Origin of the sequence: Qipengyuania sp. RANM35, from assembly GCF_041021145.2 — a bacterium.
GTDB lineage: Bacteria > Pseudomonadota > Alphaproteobacteria > Sphingomonadales > Sphingomonadaceae > Qipengyuania > Qipengyuania soli.
This window is the reverse complement of the sequence record NZ_CM196433.1, coordinates 2060683-2076898: the sequence shown is the minus strand read 5'-3', so window position 1 is coordinate 2076898 and position 16216 is coordinate 2060683. Positions and strand designations below refer to the sequence as shown.

Sequence of the window (16216 nt, the reverse complement as noted above, 5' to 3'; positions counted from 1 at the left end):
TGTGGGCGGGGGGATCGGCCAAGGTGAACTCGACCGGCTCTTTTCTGCCGCACTGGAAGCGGCCGTCGCCCGCCTCGAGAAGGACGGCCACTTCTTCCCGCTGATCTTCGAACTGCGCACTGACGGCACGATACAGGCTATCGCCATGCTCGAGACCGGCACAGTCGAGGGCGACGCGGTTATCCGCATGTTCGATGTCCTGCGCCAGAGAGGCGAGGAAGGTCTCATCCGCGGTGCGGCCATCGCCTGCCATGAATCCGGTGGCAGCGAGGTCGAAGTCCACCTGCGTGCGCCCAACTACGCAAGCAACATCATCGTACCCTTCACGGTTACGACACGCGGTTTCTTCCGCCGCAAGCGTGAACTGACGTTGGGCGAATTTTCGGCCCGCCAAGCGCAGAACGAGGTCTTTCCCGCGGATTAGCGCCCGGCCAGTTCCTTCAGGATCCAGTACCAGTGGTCGAGCCCGTCATAGAACGACTTGACCAGGAGCCGCTCGTCCAGCCCATGGGCATACATGTCCTGCGGCCTGCTGGCAGCAGCGCTGATCGCCACCGTGTCGTAGCCCAGGCGCCGGTAATGCATCCCGTCGGTCCCGCCCGATTCCATGTAGGGGACGATGGGTATCGCCTTGCCGTAGCGCTTCGTCAGCGAGACCTCGATCGCCTTGCGAACGTCGTCAGGCAACTTGCTGTCCGGGCCCTCGACCGGGTCGCCCATGGTCTCGAACTTGATGTCGGGATTGGCGACAACCTTTTCCAGCGTCGCCTTGGTTGCCGCCACGCCTTCACCGGGGAAGACACGGCAATTGACCGTCGCCGTGACCTTCTGCGGCAGCGCGTTCTCGGCGTGTCCGCCATCGATCATCGTGGCGACACAGGTGGTGCCAAGCGTGCCCACGAATTCGGGGCTGGCGCGCAGGGCGGCGATGGCCTTTGCGTCGGTCGGGTCCTTGGCGAAGGCCTGCAAGGCCGCTCCGGCCTCGCCGGGAATCCGCTGGCCGAGCGATCCGAGATAGCTGCGGGTCAGTTCCGTCGCGCGAACCGGGAAGCTGTAGTTCTCGATCGCCAGCAGGGCGCGCGACATGTCGTAGAGCGCATTGTCCTTGCGCGGACGCGAAGAGTGACCGCCCTTGTTGGTCGCGACGAGATGGAACGAGACGAAGGTCTTCTCCCCGGCCTGCACCAGTTGCGCGAGCGGCGCGAAGTCGTCCGACAATCCGATCCCGCCCGCATCGGAGTTGAGGATGAATTCGGGATCGACGTTCTCCGCCACCCACTTCGCCTGCGCACGGGTCGAGATCATCCCGCTTTCCTCGTCGCCCGAGAAGACGAGGTAGAGGTCGCGCTTGGGCGTCCACCCTTCCTTCTTGAGCCGGATGAATGTCCCGCTGAGATTGGCGACGCCATACTTGTTGTCGGTCGTGCCCCGGCCGTAGAAATAGCCGTCCGCCTCGGTCAGTTCGAACGGGTTGCGCACCCAGTCTTCGGGGCGTGCATCGACCACGTCCATGTGCGCCAGCATCACGATCGGCTTGGCTTTCGCCTTGCCCTTGGCACTGTATCGAACGATCAACCCCTGCGTCGGGTCGCCATTGGCATCATAGTCGGTGACCATGATGTCATCCTTGGAGAAGCCTGCATCGAGGAACTGCTTGGAGAGGTAGGCGACCATGTCGTCGACCTGGCCATTGCCGCGCGAGGTGCGGAAAGCGATGATGTCGCGATATATGTCGTGGACGCGCTGCTGGTGTTCGGTAAGCTTCCTCGGAGCGGTGTCCTGAGCCGATGCCTGTCCTGCCATGGCCAGCGCACCCGCCAGCAGTATCGCCTTCATCCGCATCCACTCTCTCCCTGTTCCCCTGTGGGTGCGCGGACGCTAGGGCGAGGGAATGGTCGAGGCAAGCGAGCATTGTTACCTCATCGGGATCGGCTCCAACATGCGGGTGCCGGGCATCGGCAATCCGCGTGCCGTCATCATCCGCGCAGTTGACGCGCTGGCCGAGCTGGGAATGGATGTTGTGGCAGTATCGCGGGTGATCGAGACCCGTCCGGTTGGTCCTGCCTCGCGCAGCTATGCCAATGCGGCGGCAATCGTGCTCACGCAGCTTGATCCGCCTGAGGTCCTCCACCTTTTCAAGGAAATAGAAGCGGCCTTCGGCAGGCGGCATCGCGGGCTTCCTTGGCGTGCCAGACCGCTCGACCTCGACCTCGTCCTGTGGAGCGGGGGGATCTGGGTATCACCCGAACTTGCCATCCCGCATCCGCACTTCCGGACAAGGCCATTCGTAATACGGCCCGCAGCGGAGGTAGCGCCGGGATGGAAGGACCCGGTGACGGGTCTTACGCTCCGCCAGCTCGCCTTTCGCGGCGTTTGAAGGGCGCTGCAGGGTTGCCGCGATAGATCGTCCAGGGGTCGGTATCTTCGAACAGCGCTCCGCGTGCCGCGAGCACCGAACCGTCGCTCATTGCCACTCCCGGGCCGACGAATGCCTCTGCAGCCACCCAGCAACGATTGCCGAGGTCGACAGGGCGCAGGATCAACTGGAACTCGGGATCGTTCACGTCGTGCGTGCTGGCGCAAAGATGCGCACGCTGCGACACGACCGTGTCGTTGCCGATCGTGATGTAACCTTGGTTATAGATGATCGCGCCGGGGCCAATCAGGACATTGTCCTTGAGTGTGAGGTTGGCCGGCAGCCATATGTTGACGCTGGCATGGACGCGGCAGCTTTCTCCGACCACCGCTCCGAACGAGCGCAGAACGAAGGCGCGCCACGCATGCAGTGGGGGAGGTGTCCAACGTGCCAGCACCAGCCAGCTCGTCCGCCAGAAGACGCGCATGAGCCGGTTGCCGAGGGTGAAGGAAGGCCCACCCGTGCGACTGGCGGATTCCCTTGCGTCCAAGGGTTTCCAGAATTGCGCGACATTTGTTGTTTTCATACCCGGAATCTATAGGCCCAGCGGGTTAACAACAAGGTCAGACCGCTTGACCATCCCCTGCCATCTGCCTAGTGGCGCTCGCGTGGTCGGGCCCTTAGCTCAGTCGGTAGAGCAACTGACTTTTAATCAGTAGGTCGCTGGTTCGAACCCAGCAGGGCTCACCACGAATTATCTGTCGAATCTTGCCCGGACTGCTAGAGGGTTGTGGTGGTTTCCAGGGTTCGCATCCAGCAATCGCCTTATTGCTTTGTAGTTGCAGCGTATTTGTGCGCTTGCAGCCCTGCTGTCGCACAGGCCCAGGAAAGCGTACTGCCCGCTTCGCAGGAGGCGACAGACCTGCCCGAGCCAGAAGGCAGCCCGCTGACGATCGACTTTGCGAGCGATCCGATCCTCAACCTTGCGCAAGGTGCCGCGGACGTTGACGAATTTCGCAGGATCGTAGCCGCGGCACTCCAGGAAAACGCCGTGCGGCGCGAAGCCGAGGCGCGCATCGACCTTGCCGAGGCACAGGTGGCGGAAGCCAAGTCGGGATACGAACCGCGGGTCGACCTTTCGGTGAATTCCTTTCGCACGATTGCACGTGATTTCAGCAACGATCCCTTCAACCTCCTCGAACGCTCGCGACCGAGCAAGCGCACCGATGCCCTTGCCGAAGTCGAGTACACGGTGTTCGATTTCGGCGCGATCAATGCCGCGATTGCAGCGGCCGAAGCGCGCCTGAAGGCCGCTGGCCACGATCGGGATGCTGCCGCCACACAGATCGTAACGCAGGTTGTCACCACGTGGTATTCCGTCTTCGCCTACCAGTCGCTGACCCGCCTCGCGGAAGGTTTCGTCGCGGCACAGGACGATATCGAGAAGGCCGTCGACAACCGGATTGCACAGGGGGCTTCGGCACCCAGCGAAAAGGCCCGTGTCGCTTCGCTGCGTGCCGACGGCGAGATCCGGCTTGCCCAGTTCCAGCGCCGTCTCGCCAGTGCCGAGGCGCGCTTTCGGGAGCTGACCGGGATGGAGCCGCCGCCGCTCCTGCGGCGTGCGCCCTTGCTCGAGGCCGGGCGGTTCAGTCGCGATTTCGTGGTCGCTGCCGCGGCTGACGCGCCAGAGGTCCAGAGCGCCGAGGCGCTGGCGCAGGCCGCAAGGATCGACGTCAACAACTCGCGCGCGAGCCAGGCGCCGCGCGTCGCTGCGCGTATTGACGCGGGTCGCTATGGCGTATTCGAGGATCGCGAAGATTACGACATCCGTGCGAGTCTCAACCTGCGTTACCGCCTCTTCGGCGGAGGCGGGCGTGCCCGCATCGACCAGGCGCAGGCGCGGGCGGATGCCGCGACAGCGACTGCCGATCGGGTGAAGCAGGAGAGCGAGCGCGATGCCGCGGTCGTCTGGGCCGACGTCGATGCTCTGGAGAAGCAGCTCGTGGCACTCGAGGCTTCCTATCGTTCCGCCCGGCAAACCCGGGACGTCGTGTTCCGTCGGTTCGCCGCGCTGCGCGGGTCGCTGTTCGACGTATCGGAAGCACAAAGCGCCTATCTTGGCGCGGCGGTCGCCTATATCGAGGGCCTGACCGAGCTCGATGCGGCTCGTTATCTCCTGCTGGCAAGGACCGGCAGGCTGCTCGACCTGTTCGAGCGCGAAGGGGGGAATGCCGAGTAATGAGCGCCGAACCGCTCGTCGAAGTGCCGGGCAAGCGGCTGGCCGACTGGCTGGTCGAGCCGATCCGCGCCAATTGGCGGACCTATTCCAAGGTCGTCATCGCCGCGACGCTGATCAATATTTTCGCACTGGTGTCGTCGCTGTTCACGATGACCGTGTACGACCGCGTGGTGCCGAACAACGCCTTCGGATCGCTGGCGGCCTTGTCGATCGGTCTCGGCATCATCATCGTCTTCGACTTCGCGCTGAAATTGCTGCGCGCCTACTTCGTCGATCATGCGGGCATGAACATCGACCGGGAAATCGGCGAGACCGTGTTCGGGCGCCTGATCGAGATGCGGCTCGAATTGCGCAAGGGTTCGACCGGCCAATTGACTGGCCTGATGCGCGAACTGGAAACCATGCGCGACTTCTTCGCTTCGGCGACCCTGGCCGCGGTGGTCGATGTGCCGTTCATCATAATCACCCTGGTCGTCATCGCGATTATCGGGGGCTGGGTCGTGCTGGTTCCGGCTCTGATAGTCCCTCTTGTCATCCTTGTCGGCTGGGGAGCGCACCCTGCGCTTCAGCGGCTTTCGGCCAAGGCCATGGACGAAGGCCTGCACAAGCAGTCGGTCCTCGTTGAAACTATCGGCAGTATCGAGGCGGTGAAGACCGCAGGGGCGCGTCAGCTTTTTGAAGAACGTTGGCGCAAGGCGGTTGAAGGCCATGCGGCGGTCTCGCTCAAGCAGCGCCTCATTGCGGCAATCGGTACGACCTTCGCAACCTCGGCAGGCACGATTTCGTATGCCGGCGTCGTCATTGTCGGCGTTTTCTCGCTCGCGGACAATCGCCTCACCATGGGTGGGCTTATCGCCTGCTCGATCCTTGCGGGGAGGGCGATTGCGCCGCTGGCGCAAATCTCGCAACTGGTGTCACGCATCACGGCCACCCGCACAGCCTATCGTCAGGTACGGGCTTTGATGGAGCGCCCCCCCGAGGGTCCCGGTGCCGATGCTATCGAACTCGATAAGCCGCGAGGCGAAATCGAGTTACGCAATGTCGCTTTCCAGTACCCTGGCGCTGCGAACAAGGCGCTCGACGGTGTGAGCCTTAAGATCGCGCCCCGTGAGAAGATCGGCCTGATCGGTCGGGTGGGTTCGGGCAAGTCCACGCTCGCGCGCATGATCCTCGGCCTCTACCCACCGGAGGAAGGCATGGTGCTGTTCGACGGGATCGATATTGCCCAGCTCGCCCCGGCATCGCTACGAAACTCGGTAGCTTCGGTGCTGCAGGAACCGGCGCTGTTTTCCGGCACCATTCGCGAGAATATCGTTCTCGGTCGCAATGCGGTCGATGACGAGGAAATGCTCCGCGTCGCGCGCCTGTCGGGTACGGACGCATTCGCCAGTCGCATACCGCGAGGGTACGATTTGCGCCTCGTCGATCGGGGAGAGGGGTTGTCGGGCGGACAGCGCCAATCGATCGCCATTGCCCGCGCCCTCGCTGGCAAGCCACCGGTCGTCGTCATGGACGAACCGACCAGCGCCATGGATGCACAAACCGAAGCCGACCTGATCGCGCGGCTGAAGGACGAATTTGCGAAGCGCACGCTAATCGTCGTTACGCATCGCCAGCCCTTGCTTACTCTCGTCGATCGCCTCGTGGTTGTCGATGACGGAAAAATCATGGCTGACGGTCCGCGCGACGAGGTCCTGTCGAAACTGGCCCGAGCATCGCGCGGCACACCGGTCATATCGCAGAAGGTCAAAGGCTAGTGAGCGAGCGTGAGGAGCTTTTCGCCGAACACGAAGGCGATGCGGAGGGGCGCCTCGAGGGCATGGTCAATGCGATCGAGCCGCGCACCGCGTCGCGCTGGCTGTTCTGGGGCATCGTCGGCTTCTTTGTGATCTTCCTCGCCTGGGCATCGCTTGCCGAGGTCGACCGCACCGTGCGCGGTATGGGGCGTGTCATTTCGAGCAGCGAATTGCAGGTCATCTCCAGTCTCGAAGGGGGCGTGGTGGAGGAAATCCTCGTCACGACGGGGCAGGCCGTGAAGGCGGACGATCCGCTGCTTCGTCTCGATCCCACGGAAACGGGTTCCTCGCTTGGCAGCACGTCCGCGACGGCAGGTGCACTGGAAATGAAAGTCGCCAGGCTGGAGGCCGAAATTGCGGGCCGTGCGCCACGCTTTCCGGCTCCGGCGGACGAAGAAGCCGCTCGGCAGTTACGGGTTGAACAGGCGCTCTATTCATCGCGCCAGGCCGACCTCCAGAGCGCCCTCACCAGTTCGCGCGCGCAGCTGGCGCGTTCGCGGCAGATGGTCACCGAGGCCGAGCGACAGGTCGATGCCGTGGCCAGCCGCTCGTCGGCCGCGCGTTCGGAGGCCGATCTCTTGCGACCCCTTGTCGAGCAGGGGATCGAGCCGCGCCTGTCGCTGGTTCGGGCCGAAAGCCAGGCGGCGAGCGCAGAGGCCGAACTGGCCGGTGCGCGCGCGGCCGTGGGCCGGGCTCAGGCCCAGGTCACAGAGGCTGGCGCCAATCTCGACCGCGTTGCGCGCGACTGGCGTGCGCAGGCGGCGAACGAACTCGCCCTCGCACAGGCAGAGCTGGGATCACGGTCGGCGGCAATTCCGGCGCTGCAGGAGCGGCTCGCACGGACCACATTGCGCTCGCCGGTCGCCGGCACGGTCAACCGGGTGCTGGTCAACACGCGCGGCAGTGCGGTCTCGACCGGCCAGCCGCTGGTGGAGATCGCTCCTTCGGACGACACGCTGCTCGTCGAAGTCAGGATCCGCCCGCAGGACATCGGCACGGTCCGTATCGGACAACAGGCACGCATCGGCATCACCGCCTTCGACCAGGCCGTCTACGGCAAGCTCGAAGGCAAGGTCGTGACGATCTCCCCGGACTCGATCGTCGACGAGAAGCGGGGCGAGGTCTATTACCTCGTTCGCGTACGGACCGAGGCCGAGGCGCTGCCATCGGACAAGGGTGACCTTGCGATCGGCCCGGGCATGGTCGCTGACGTCAGCCTCCTGGGCGACAAGCGCACCGTGCTTCAGTACATCCTCACCCCGCTGCTGCGTTTCCGCGACACGGCCTTGCGCGAATAGGCGGTCAGCTACGGTTCAAGGGGCTTGCACGAAGCTCCCGCCCGATGGAAAACCTGCTGCGAAAGGTGATGCGATGAGCCAGGGTGTGACGATTGCGATGGCGCTGATGCTCGCCAGCTGCACCACCACTCCAGGAGAAGGGATTGCCGTGAACGAGACGCCCGATCGTTGTATTGTGGATGGTGCATCGCTTGCCGGGCTCGATCACGATACGATCTGCTCCGTCGTCCGCCAGGAATTCCGTAGTGCTGGCGGCAGTGACGCGATGGGGATCGCCATCGCTATCGTCTCGGACCGACAGGCGCATGGACGGCTGCTCGACGCCGATGGCCAGGAGGTCGCCACTCTTACGCTCGACATTTCCGATGCCACGCTCAACGAGACTGCGTTCCGCCACTTCGGAGGCTCGCTGGCACAGGTCGCGCAAAGCAAGACCGACAAGAGCACCTGACGACCCATGGAAGCGGTGAGGCTCGTCATCTTCGCGCGCCTGCCGCAGCCGGGATTGGTGAAAACAAGGCTGATCCCGGCATTGGGCGAAACAGGCGCAGCAGAACTCTACCGGCGCTTACTCGACCACACGCTTGCGGAGGCTCGTGCGTCGGGCCTTCCGGTCGAACTGCGGGTGACCGGCGGCGAGATTGCGGATTTCAGGCAGATCTTCGGCGATGATTTCGACCTTGTAGAACAGGGCGAGGGCGATCTTGGCGAGAGGCTTGACCGGGTCCCGACTCCGGCAATCATCATCGGCAGCGATTGCCCGGGAATTTCAGCACCGATCCTGCGCGCCGCAGCCGATGCCCTCGTCGAGCGTTCGGTGGTGCTGGGCCCGGCGACCGACGGTGGATATTACCTCATCGGCCACAGGGAACCGGTGCCGTTCCTGTTCGAGAACATGGCATGGAGCACGCCTTCGGTCTTCGCCGAAACCCTCTCGCGCCTTGCTGTGCGCGGCATCGGCCCTGCCATCCTTCCCGAACTCGCTGACATAGATACGCCGGAAGACCTCGCCAGCTGGCCGGAACTCCAGTGAGCGTCAGCCTGGTCATCCCGGCGCTCGACGAGGCAAAGGCCCTCCCGGTGCTAGCCGCGCACCTGGCCAAGCTTGATCCGCGCCCTTACGAAATCGTGTTGGTCGATGGCGGCAGCACCGATGCGACGACCGAGCTGGCCCAGGCGGCGGGCTGGAGGGTGATCGAGTGCGAAAAGGGCCGGGCGCTGCAGATCAACCACGGCGTGGCCGAGGCGCAGGGAGAGCTGGTGTGCGTCGTTCACGCCGACAGCCTGCCACCTTTCGACATGGTCTGCGTGATCGAAGCGACACTGGCCGACAAGCGGATTGCGCTGGCAAGTTTCACCCCGCTCATTCGGGGACCGGACAAGACCCGGTGGGGGACAACGGCACACAACTGGATCAAGACTTGGTACGCGCCGCTTATCACTCGTCCGCACCTGTTCGTGCGAGGGGTCAGGCTGCTGTTCGGCGATCATGCCATGTTCTTCCGCCGCGCGGATTTCCTCGCCATCGGAGGCTGCACACCGGGTGATGCGGTGATGGAGGAAGCGGACCTGTGCGTGAAATTTGCGCGCCTCGGGAAAACCCGCATGGTGCCGCGCTGGGTGATTACTTCCGACCGCAGGATCGCCGCATGGGGTCCGCTCAAGGCCAACTGGATCTATTTCAAGGTCGGCATCCTGTGGGCTATCGGCCTGCGCCACCGGATGGCGGAGAACTATCCCGATATCCGCTAGCCGGCGGAGAGGAAGCCGACTGCAATGCAATGGTCGATCAAGCGCCGGATGTAGGGTTCGCCGGTCGGAGGGCATGCACTTCCGGTAAGGGCGCGAAAGGCACTGTCGTCAAATTGGGGGTCGCGCTGGAAGTAGGCGGCGTAAAGGCCAGCAACCCGCTTGTAGAGGCGGCGTTCGAGCGCGGGCAGGCTCGCCGGATCGAACCTCTCCGGTTCGACCAGCGCCGGTTCGTGGAACTGCGGATAGGCGCCGATGGCGTGAATGAAGCGCTCGATCGGCAGTGTTCGGCCCGCAACGAGGTGGAATGTCCGACCGGACGCTTCGACCATGTTTTCGGCGATGGCCACGATGCCGCCCGCGACATGGTCGATCGGCACGAAATCGAGAGTCGCCCCAGGAGTTGCGGCCATGTGGCGCACCCGACCTTCGGCAATCAGCTTGAACGCGGCATAGGTAGTGTCGAACTGCCTGATCGCGCCGCTCGCGTGTTCTCCGACTACAATCGAGGGCCGAGCAACGGCCCAGTGCAGGTCACTGCTGTGCACAAGCCGCTCGCCCGCGGCCTTGCTCGCCTCATAGCCGTTCGCAAAGCCGCTCTCGGGCAGGTGATCGTCTTCGCTGATCGGGCCGTTTCGATCGCCGCACACATAGGCGGTGGAGACATGCAGGAAACGCATACCCCCTGCCTCGGCGAGGGCGATGGCATTGGCCGTGCCGCCGACATTCACCGCGGCATAGTCCGCCTCCTCGAGATCGAAGCGCACACTCGCAGCGCAGTGGATGAGGAGATCGTGTCCGCCAGCTATGCGGGCAAATTCCTCCTCGCTCCAGCCCATACGCGGCAGCGACACGTCGCCCGCCACGATCTCGCCAACCGCAACCTTGGTCCCGTCATTCGCGAGGATATCCGGCGTACGATGGACCATCGCCGTGACGCTGTGACCACGGGCGACGAGCCGCGCGCACACCTCACCGCCGAGCAGGCCCGCGGCACCAGTAACCAGTATCCTCGAAATGACGAAACCCTCTTGGTGTTGAAGTCCCGTTTCGTTTCCTAGGGATTTCGGGTTACGGGGCAAGGCGATGAAATTCACCCATGACGTAATCGTGATCGGCGGCGGGGCCGCGGGGCTAACCGCAGCGGGCGGCTGCGCGCTGTTCGGCCTGAAGGTGGCGCTGATCGAGGGCCACAAGATGGGGGGCGAATGCCTCAACAACGGCTGCGTCCCGTCGAAGGCTCTGATCACGGCGGCAAGACGCGCTGCCGAAGCGCGCGAAGAGAAGCGCTTCGGAGTTACGCTGGCGGCTCCGCAGGTCGACTGGACCGGCGTGCGCGGCCATATCCGCGATGCCATCGCCGGGATCGAGCATCACGATTCGGTCGAGACCTTCGAGGAAATGGGCTGCGAGGTCCTGCTCGGCCATGCTCGGCTGACCGGGCGGCAGTCGGTCGAGGTCGCGGGCCGGACCCTGCATGCTCCGCGCATCGTGATCGCGACCGGCTCCGAACCGGTCGTCCCGCCGATCGAGGGCATCCACGATGTTCCTTACCTCACCAACGAGAACCTGTTCGAAATCGACGAATTGCCGGGGCATCTCGTCATCATCGGGGGCGGGGTGATCGGCATGGAGATGGCGCAGAGCTTTCGCCGTCTCGGAAGCGAGGTGACGGTGATTGAGCCTCACGACCTCATGGGCCGCGACGATCCGGAATCGGTGGCGGTCGTGGTCGATACGATGAAGGGCGAAGGCGTGCGCTTCGTGCGCGGGGCGGCGAACAAGGTTGAAGGCGAGGCCGGACAAGCCACGGTCCATACCGATGGCGGTGAGACCCTCTCAGGCACGCACCTGCTGCTCGCCGTAGGACGCAGGGCACGGGTCCGCGGGTTCGGAGCGGAGGATCTGGGCATCGCCCTTGGCGGCAACGGCTTCAGGGTCGATGCCCGCCGTCGCACTTCGGTGAAGGGCATTTACGCGATCGGCGATTGCCGGGCGGGCCCACGACTGACCCATGTGTCGGGATACGAGGGCTCCAACGTCGCGCTAGAGATCGTCACCGGCCTGCCGACCAAGGTCGACTATAAGGCGCTTCCCTGGTGCACCTATACCGAACCGGAAGTCGCGCAGATCGGCATGACCGAGGCCGATGCCCGCAAGGCGCATGGAGAAAAGATCACGGTCGTCCGCGAGGAATTCTCCGAGAACGAACGCGCCGTCGCCGAGGGTTACGTCAAGGGCCACATGAAGATGGTGCTCAAGGGCAAGAAGGTACTCGGTGTGAGTATCGTCGGCAGGAATGCCGGCGAGCTGCTGCTGCCCTTCACCCAGTCGATCACGGGCAAGAGCAGCACCTTCGCGCTCGGCAGTGCGATCATCGCCTATCCGACCCGCAGCGAGATTTCCAAGGCGGCTGCCTTCAGTGCGTGGGAGCCGACCGTGTTCGGCGGCCTGCCCAAGAAATACGCCGCACTGGTGGCCAGAATGCGCCGGGCTTTGTCCTGATGGCGAGCCGCAACGCGCCTGTCGGACCCTCGCCCTTCGCGGTGGAGGCACCGCCTCTCCTGCGCGAAAAGTTCGTCGATCCGCATGTCACCGCGAAGGGGGAAGCGCGCGCTACGGTGCCGCTGGTCAGGCTCGAAACGCTCTGGCTCAACACCGGAACGCTGTGCAATCTCGCCTGCGCGACCTGCTATATCGAGAGCAGCCCAACCAATGATGCGCTGGTCTATCTGACTCTCGCGGATGCGACCACCTTCCTTGACGAGGCCCACGGCTTCGGCACGCGCGAGATAGGGTTCACGGGCGGCGAGCCCTTCATGAACCCCGAAATCCTGCCGATGCTCGATGCGGCCCTGTCGCGCGGGTTCGAGGTGTTGGTGCTAACCAATGCCATGCGTCCGATGCGGCGGCACGAGGAGGCCTTGCTGGCACTGCGCGAGGCGTATGGCGACAGGCTCACGCTGCGCGTCAGCCTCGACCATCATACCAAACCCATGCACGAAGCCGAGCGGGGCTTGCGCAGCTGGGATCCGGCGATGGAAGGCCTCGTGTGGCTGTCGGAAAATGGCTTCTCGATTGCCGTCGCCGGGCGTCTTCTCCCCCACGAGGATGAGCAAACCGCCCGCGATGGATATGCGAAGCTGTTCGCCGACCGGGGCATCGCCATCGACGCCCGCGATCCGGCGCGGCTGGTGCTGTTCCCCGAGATGGACGCGACCCGGGACATCGCCGAGATCACGACCGATTGCTGGGACATCCTCGGCAAGTCGTCCGCAGAGGTCATGTGCGCCACCAGCCGCATGGTGGTCCACCGCAAGGGAGAGAGTGCGCCGCGCGTCGCCGCCTGCACGCTGCTGCCCTACGAGGCAGGCTTCGACATGGGTGCGACACTGGCGGAGGCTGCGGGCGATATCGCCCTCAACCACCCGCATTGCGCGCGTTTCTGCGTCCTCGGCGGGGCGAGCTGTTCGGCCTAGCGTGCGTCCAGCCAGCGGGCGAAAGCCACTCCGCCGGTGATGAGGAAGGGCACGAGGACGATGCTGAGCACGACCTTGGCGATCACCTGGCCGATCAGCAGATTGGTGATCGGGAACTCGCCGTAGAAGGCGAGGGTGATGAAGATCACCGAATCGATCGCCTGGCTCAGGGCGGATGCGATCGCACCGCGGATCATCAGCGATGCGGTGCCGCCGCCATCGCCCGTGCCGCGCAGGCGCGCGAAGATCCAGACGTTGAGCAGCAGCGATACGCCATACGCCGCGGGGCCTGCCGCCATGATGCGCGGGGTGCTCGAAAGCACGGTCTCGAAAGCGCCAAGCCGGGTCGCATCCATGTCGGGCGAAGCCGGCAGGCCAAGCACGAGGAAGATAAGCAAGGCCGAGATGGCGAGCGGAACGAAGCCCCAGATCACCAGCAGATTGGCGCGCGCCTGCCCGTAAAGCTGGGCAAGCGTGCTCGAGATCACCACCAGCAGCAGGTAGGGGAAAATGCCCGCCTCGACTGCCAGGTCGCTCGGCACAAGGCGCACCTGCTTGAACGCCAGGACGCCTGCAAGCACGGTCATGCCGCCATAGAGAAGCGTGTAGACGAACAGGGCCCGCGGCATGGCGGCTGCGGCCATTTGCTTCTCGTTGGCGATGGCGTCGGTCATTCGGGGTCCTTCACAAGCTGTTCACAGGCGATGCTGCGATAGGGCGCGAAAATTGACTAACGGCCCGCCACGCGCAAGACAGCCGTTGATTTCATCCGCAACTTGTCCGCCCTTCGAGGATTTCGCACCATGCCGCCTATCGTCATCAATCTGCTCGGCATCGTCGCGATCCTCGCGATCGCCTTCCTGCTTTCGACTGGGAAGCGCCGCATCAAGCTGCGGGTCGTTGGGGCGGCGTTTGCGTTGCAGGCGTTCATGGCACTGCTGGTATTGCGCACCCCGTGGGGCGTGCAACTGATCCAGGGCCTTTCGAACGGGGTGATCGCGCTGCTCGACTTCTCCAAGGTCGGCATTACGAGCGTATTCGGTCCGATGGATACAAACCCTTTCGCCAACACCTTCGTCATCGCCGCGCTGCCGGTGATCGTGTTCTTCGCCGCGATCGTCTCGATCCTCTACCACCTCGGCATCATGCAGAGACTGGTGCGCTGGGTCGGCGGGGCGATCGGCTGGATTACCGGAATTAGCAAGGTCGAGGCGCTCGGTAGCGCGGCCAACATTTTCGTCGGTCAGTCTGAAAGCCCGCTGGTGGTGCGCCCCTATCTCGCGGCGCTCACGCCGAGCCGGTTGTTCACGCTGATGGCTGTTGGCATGGCTGGTGTCGCGGGCACGATCCTTGCGGCCTATGCCAGCTTCATCGGCTCGGAAGCGGTGCCCTTCCTCCTTGCTGCTGCGTTCATGTCCGCACCCGGCGGCATCCTGATGGCCAAGATCATCATGCCCGACGACGAGAGCGACCTTGCGCGTGACGCGGCCGAAATGGCCGAGGTCAAGCTGCCCGATGCGCGTATCAGCGCCGAAGGTCCGGCAGCACTCACAGAGAGCGGCAAGCCGCACGAAGTCGAGGTGGCCGAAACCTTCGAGGAAGGTCACAAGCCTGCCAACCTGATCGAAGCGGCGGCGCAGGGAACCCAGACCGGTGTCAAGTTGGCGGTCGCGGTTGGCGCGATGGTCATGGTCTTCGTTGCGCTGGTGGCACTCGCCAACGGCATCCTTGGCGGGATCGGCGGCTGGTTTGGCTATCCCGACGTCAGCTTCCAGCAGCTGCTCGGCTTCGTTTTCGCGCCGGTCATGTTTTTAATTGGCATTCCTTGGGATCAAGCGGGCGCAGCTGGCGGTCTGTTCGGTACCAAGATCGTGCTCAACGAGTTCGTCGCTTTTATCGAGCTCGGCGCTATGGACGGATCGGCCCTCCCAGAGCGCAGTCGCGCCATCGTCACTTTCGCGCTGTGCGGTTTCGCCAACTTCAGCTCGATCGCCATCCAGATGGCCGTGACTGGCGGGCTTGCGCCAAATCAAAGACCGGTCATCGCCAAGCTGGGATTGCGCGCTCTGGCCGCCGGCAGCCTCGCCAACCTGATGAGCGCGGCGCTGGCGGGACTCTTCCTCCCGTATTAAGGGCGCACACATTATGACCGACTCGAAAACCGAAATTGCGGTTGTGTCACTCGCACAGCCGCTGGAAACCATTGCCGACGACCTGGGACGCAGCTTCGAGGAGTATGGCTTCGCCGTAATCCGCGACCATGGCATCCCGCAGGAACTGATCGACCGCGCCGAAGCGATGTCGAAGGCCTTCTTCGCGCTGCCCGAAGAGGCCAAGCGGGCCTATCACATTCCCGGCGGCGGCGGCGCGCGCGGCTACACCCCGTTCGGGACCGAAAAGGCCAAGGACGCCAAGGTCCACGACCTCAAGGAATTCTGGCACGTCGGGCGCGAGCTTCCCGAAGGTCACCCGCTCGCCCAGTACATGGCCGACAACGTCTGGCCGTCAGAGGTCGAAGGATTTCGCGAGACCTTCAGCGAACTCTATTCCGCGTTCGAAGCGGCTGGCGCGCGCGTGCTCGAGGGCATCGCACTGCACCTCGGCCTGGAGCGCGACTATTTTGCCGCCACCGTCAAGGACGGCAATTCGGTGATGCGCCTGCTGCGTTATCCGCCGCTGGAAGGTGCCGAGGCCGAGGGCGCGATCCGCGCGGCGGCGCATGGCGACATCAACACCATCACGCTTTTGCTGGGAGCAGAAGAGGCCGGACTTGAACTACTTACTGCGCAGGGCGAGTGGAAGGCTGTCGCGCCGCCCGAAGGTGCGCTGGTGGTCAATATCGGCGACATGCTCGATCGCCTGACCAACAACAGGCTGCGTTCGACCACCCACCGCGTCGTCAACCCGCGCGGGGAGGCCGCTTACCGGGCACGTTATTCGATGCCGTTCTTCCTGCATTTCCGGCCGGACTACGTCATCGAAACGCTGCCCTCGTGCATCGATCCCGAGCGGCCGGAGGATCATCCCGAACCGATTTCGAGTCATGATTTCCTCTTGCAGCGCCTGCGCGAGATCAATCTCGTTTAGGGACGTTGCGTTGCAGCATAATTGGCAGGAATTCGCGGGATAGCTGGAAAAGTTATCCCGCGTTGCCTTTCTGCAACATATCTAAATATCTGGTTTAAAGCGATTTATTCGGGATTTCCGGTACTCGTGAGTCAATGCGGCCACGGTTGTCTTGACTCTGTCATAAATCCTCCGCTTTGCCGAAACGTCACCGGAATAACCGGGCACCGCTT

Annotated in this window: 16 protein-coding genes and 1 tRNA gene; 13 read left to right on the top strand and 4 right to left on the bottom strand. The window is 63.9% G+C overall.

Annotation, left to right across the window (positions count from 1 at the left end):
- Position 1: 1 nt before the first annotated feature.
- The gene (locus RAM60_RS10360; RefSeq protein WP_369026831.1) at positions 2-424 is read left to right on the top strand and encodes a hypothetical protein; all 423 of its coding nucleotides are present in this window, start codon (positions 2-4) and stop codon (positions 422-424) included.
- Here the strand turns inward: RAM60_RS10360 and RAM60_RS10355 are convergent.
- Entirely contained in the window at positions 421-1836 is a 1416-nt protein-coding gene (locus RAM60_RS10355) for a M20/M25/M40 family metallo-hydrolase (protein ID WP_369026832.1), read from the bottom strand. The two genes, RAM60_RS10360 and RAM60_RS10355, sit on opposite strands and share 4 nt — an antisense overlap.
- A gap of 55 nt (positions 1837-1891) precedes the next feature.
- On the opposite strand from RAM60_RS10355, the gene folK reads away from it, so the two are divergent.
- Positions 1892-2377, top strand: a complete 486-nt coding sequence (gene folK / locus RAM60_RS10350) for a 2-amino-4-hydroxy-6-hydroxymethyldihydropteridine diphosphokinase (RefSeq protein WP_369026833.1) — start codon at positions 1892-1894, stop codon at positions 2375-2377.
- Here folK and RAM60_RS10345 read toward each other — a convergent pair.
- Complete coding sequence (locus tag RAM60_RS10345; protein ID WP_369026834.1) at positions 2343-2906, bottom strand: LbetaH domain-containing protein; 564 nt, start codon at positions 2904-2906, stop codon at positions 2343-2345. The two genes, folK and RAM60_RS10345, sit on opposite strands and share 35 nt — an antisense overlap.
- A 124-nt stretch (positions 2907-3030) precedes the next feature.
- Between RAM60_RS10345 and RAM60_RS10340 the strand changes: the two genes are divergently transcribed.
- The 7 genes from RAM60_RS10340 (at position 3031) to RAM60_RS10310 (ending at position 9441) form a co-directional block, all read left to right on the top strand.
- Positions 3031-3106, top strand: a tRNA-Lys gene (locus RAM60_RS10340).
- A gap of 100 nt (positions 3107-3206) precedes the next feature.
- On the top strand, positions 3207-4595 hold the full coding sequence (locus RAM60_RS10335; protein ID WP_369026835.1) for a TolC family protein: 1389 nt from the start codon (positions 3207-3209) through the stop codon (positions 4593-4595).
- Positions 4595-6352, top strand: a complete 1758-nt coding sequence (locus RAM60_RS10330; RefSeq protein WP_369026836.1) for a type I secretion system permease/ATPase — start codon at positions 4595-4597, stop codon at positions 6350-6352. The genes RAM60_RS10335 and RAM60_RS10330 overlap by 1 nt, the downstream gene beginning before the upstream one ends.
- Positions 6352-7689 carry an HlyD family type I secretion periplasmic adaptor subunit gene (locus RAM60_RS10325; protein WP_369026837.1) on the top strand — a complete coding sequence of 446 codons (1338 nt, stop codon included), beginning with the start codon at positions 6352-6354 and terminating at the stop codon, positions 7687-7689. The genes RAM60_RS10330 and RAM60_RS10325 overlap by 1 nt, the downstream gene beginning before the upstream one ends.
- 73 nt (positions 7690-7762) lie before the next feature.
- Positions 7763-8140, top strand: coding sequence for a hypothetical protein (locus RAM60_RS10320; protein ID WP_369026838.1), 378 nt, complete (start codon positions 7763-7765; stop codon positions 8138-8140).
- 6 nt (positions 8141-8146) lie between these two features.
- Positions 8147-8722, top strand: a complete 576-nt coding sequence (locus tag RAM60_RS10315; protein WP_369026839.1) for a TIGR04282 family arsenosugar biosynthesis glycosyltransferase — start codon at positions 8147-8149, stop codon at positions 8720-8722.
- Entirely contained in the window at positions 8719-9441 is a 723-nt protein-coding gene (locus RAM60_RS10310) for a glycosyltransferase (RefSeq protein WP_369026840.1), read from the top strand. The genes RAM60_RS10315 and RAM60_RS10310 overlap by 4 nt, the downstream gene beginning before the upstream one ends.
- On the opposite strand, the gene RAM60_RS10305 is transcribed toward RAM60_RS10310, so the two are convergent.
- The gene (locus RAM60_RS10305; protein ID WP_369027346.1) at positions 9438-10520 is read right to left on the bottom strand and encodes an SDR family oxidoreductase; all 1083 of its coding nucleotides are present in this window, start codon (positions 10518-10520) and stop codon (positions 9438-9440) included. The two genes, RAM60_RS10310 and RAM60_RS10305, sit on opposite strands and share 4 nt — an antisense overlap.
- Before the next feature lie 4 nt (positions 10521-10524).
- On the opposite strand from RAM60_RS10305, the gene RAM60_RS10300 reads away from it, so the two are divergent.
- Both RAM60_RS10300 and RAM60_RS10295 read left to right on the top strand, forming a co-directional pair.
- Entirely contained in the window at positions 10525-11943 is a 1419-nt protein-coding gene (locus RAM60_RS10300; RefSeq protein WP_369026841.1) for a dihydrolipoyl dehydrogenase family protein, read from the top strand.
- On the top strand, positions 11943-12917 hold the full coding sequence (locus RAM60_RS10295; protein ID WP_369026843.1) for a radical SAM protein: 975 nt from the start codon (positions 11943-11945) through the stop codon (positions 12915-12917). Before RAM60_RS10300 ends, RAM60_RS10295 begins: the two co-directional genes overlap by 1 nt.
- Here the strand turns inward: RAM60_RS10295 and RAM60_RS10290 are convergent.
- The gene (locus RAM60_RS10290; RefSeq protein ID WP_369026845.1) at positions 12914-13591 is read right to left on the bottom strand and encodes a queuosine precursor transporter; all 678 of its coding nucleotides are present in this window, start codon (positions 13589-13591) and stop codon (positions 12914-12916) included. The two genes, RAM60_RS10295 and RAM60_RS10290, sit on opposite strands and share 4 nt — an antisense overlap.
- A gap of 129 nt (positions 13592-13720) precedes the next feature.
- On the opposite strand from RAM60_RS10290, the gene RAM60_RS10285 reads away from it, so the two are divergent.
- Both RAM60_RS10285 and RAM60_RS10280 read left to right on the top strand, forming a co-directional pair.
- Entirely contained in the window at positions 13721-15049 is a 1329-nt protein-coding gene (locus RAM60_RS10285) for a NupC/NupG family nucleoside CNT transporter (RefSeq protein WP_369026846.1), read from the top strand.
- Positions 15050-15062: 13 nt separating this feature from the next.
- Positions 15063-16004: an isopenicillin N synthase family dioxygenase gene (locus RAM60_RS10280; protein WP_369026847.1), complete on the top strand. Its 942-nt coding sequence runs from the start codon at positions 15063-15065 to the stop codon at positions 16002-16004.
- Positions 16005-16216 lie beyond the last annotated feature (212 nt).

Excerpts from the sequence above, each read along its gene's own strand:
- RAM60_RS10355 (WP_369026832.1), bottom strand. The coding sequence starts at position 1,836 with ATGAAGGCGATACTGCTGGCGGGTGCGCTGGCCATGGCAGGACAGGCA.
- RAM60_RS10295 (WP_369026843.1), top strand. The coding sequence starts at position 11,943 with ATGGCGAGCCGCAACGCGCCTGTCGGACCCTCGCCCTTCGCGGTGGAG.
- RAM60_RS10280 (WP_369026847.1), top strand. The coding sequence starts at position 15,063 with ATGACCGACTCGAAAACCGAAATTGCGGTTGTGTCACTCGCACAGCCG.
- RAM60_RS10330 (WP_369026836.1), top strand. The coding sequence starts at position 4,595 with ATGAGCGCCGAACCGCTCGTCGAAGTGCCGGGCAAGCGGCTGGCCGAC.
- RAM60_RS10285 (WP_369026846.1), top strand. The coding sequence starts at position 13,721 with ATGCCGCCTATCGTCATCAATCTGCTCGGCATCGTCGCGATCCTCGCG.
- RAM60_RS10320 (WP_369026838.1), top strand. The coding sequence starts at position 7,763 with ATGAGCCAGGGTGTGACGATTGCGATGGCGCTGATGCTCGCCAGCTGC.
- RAM60_RS10290 (WP_369026845.1), bottom strand. The coding sequence starts at position 13,591 with ATGACCGACGCCATCGCCAACGAGAAGCAAATGGCCGCAGCCGCCATG.
- RAM60_RS10315 (WP_369026839.1), top strand. The coding sequence starts at position 8,147 with ATGGAAGCGGTGAGGCTCGTCATCTTCGCGCGCCTGCCGCAGCCGGGA.
- RAM60_RS10300 (WP_369026841.1), top strand. The coding sequence starts at position 10,525 with ATGAAATTCACCCATGACGTAATCGTGATCGGCGGCGGGGCCGCGGGG.
- folK (WP_369026833.1), top strand. The coding sequence starts at position 1,892 with ATGGTCGAGGCAAGCGAGCATTGTTACCTCATCGGGATCGGCTCCAAC.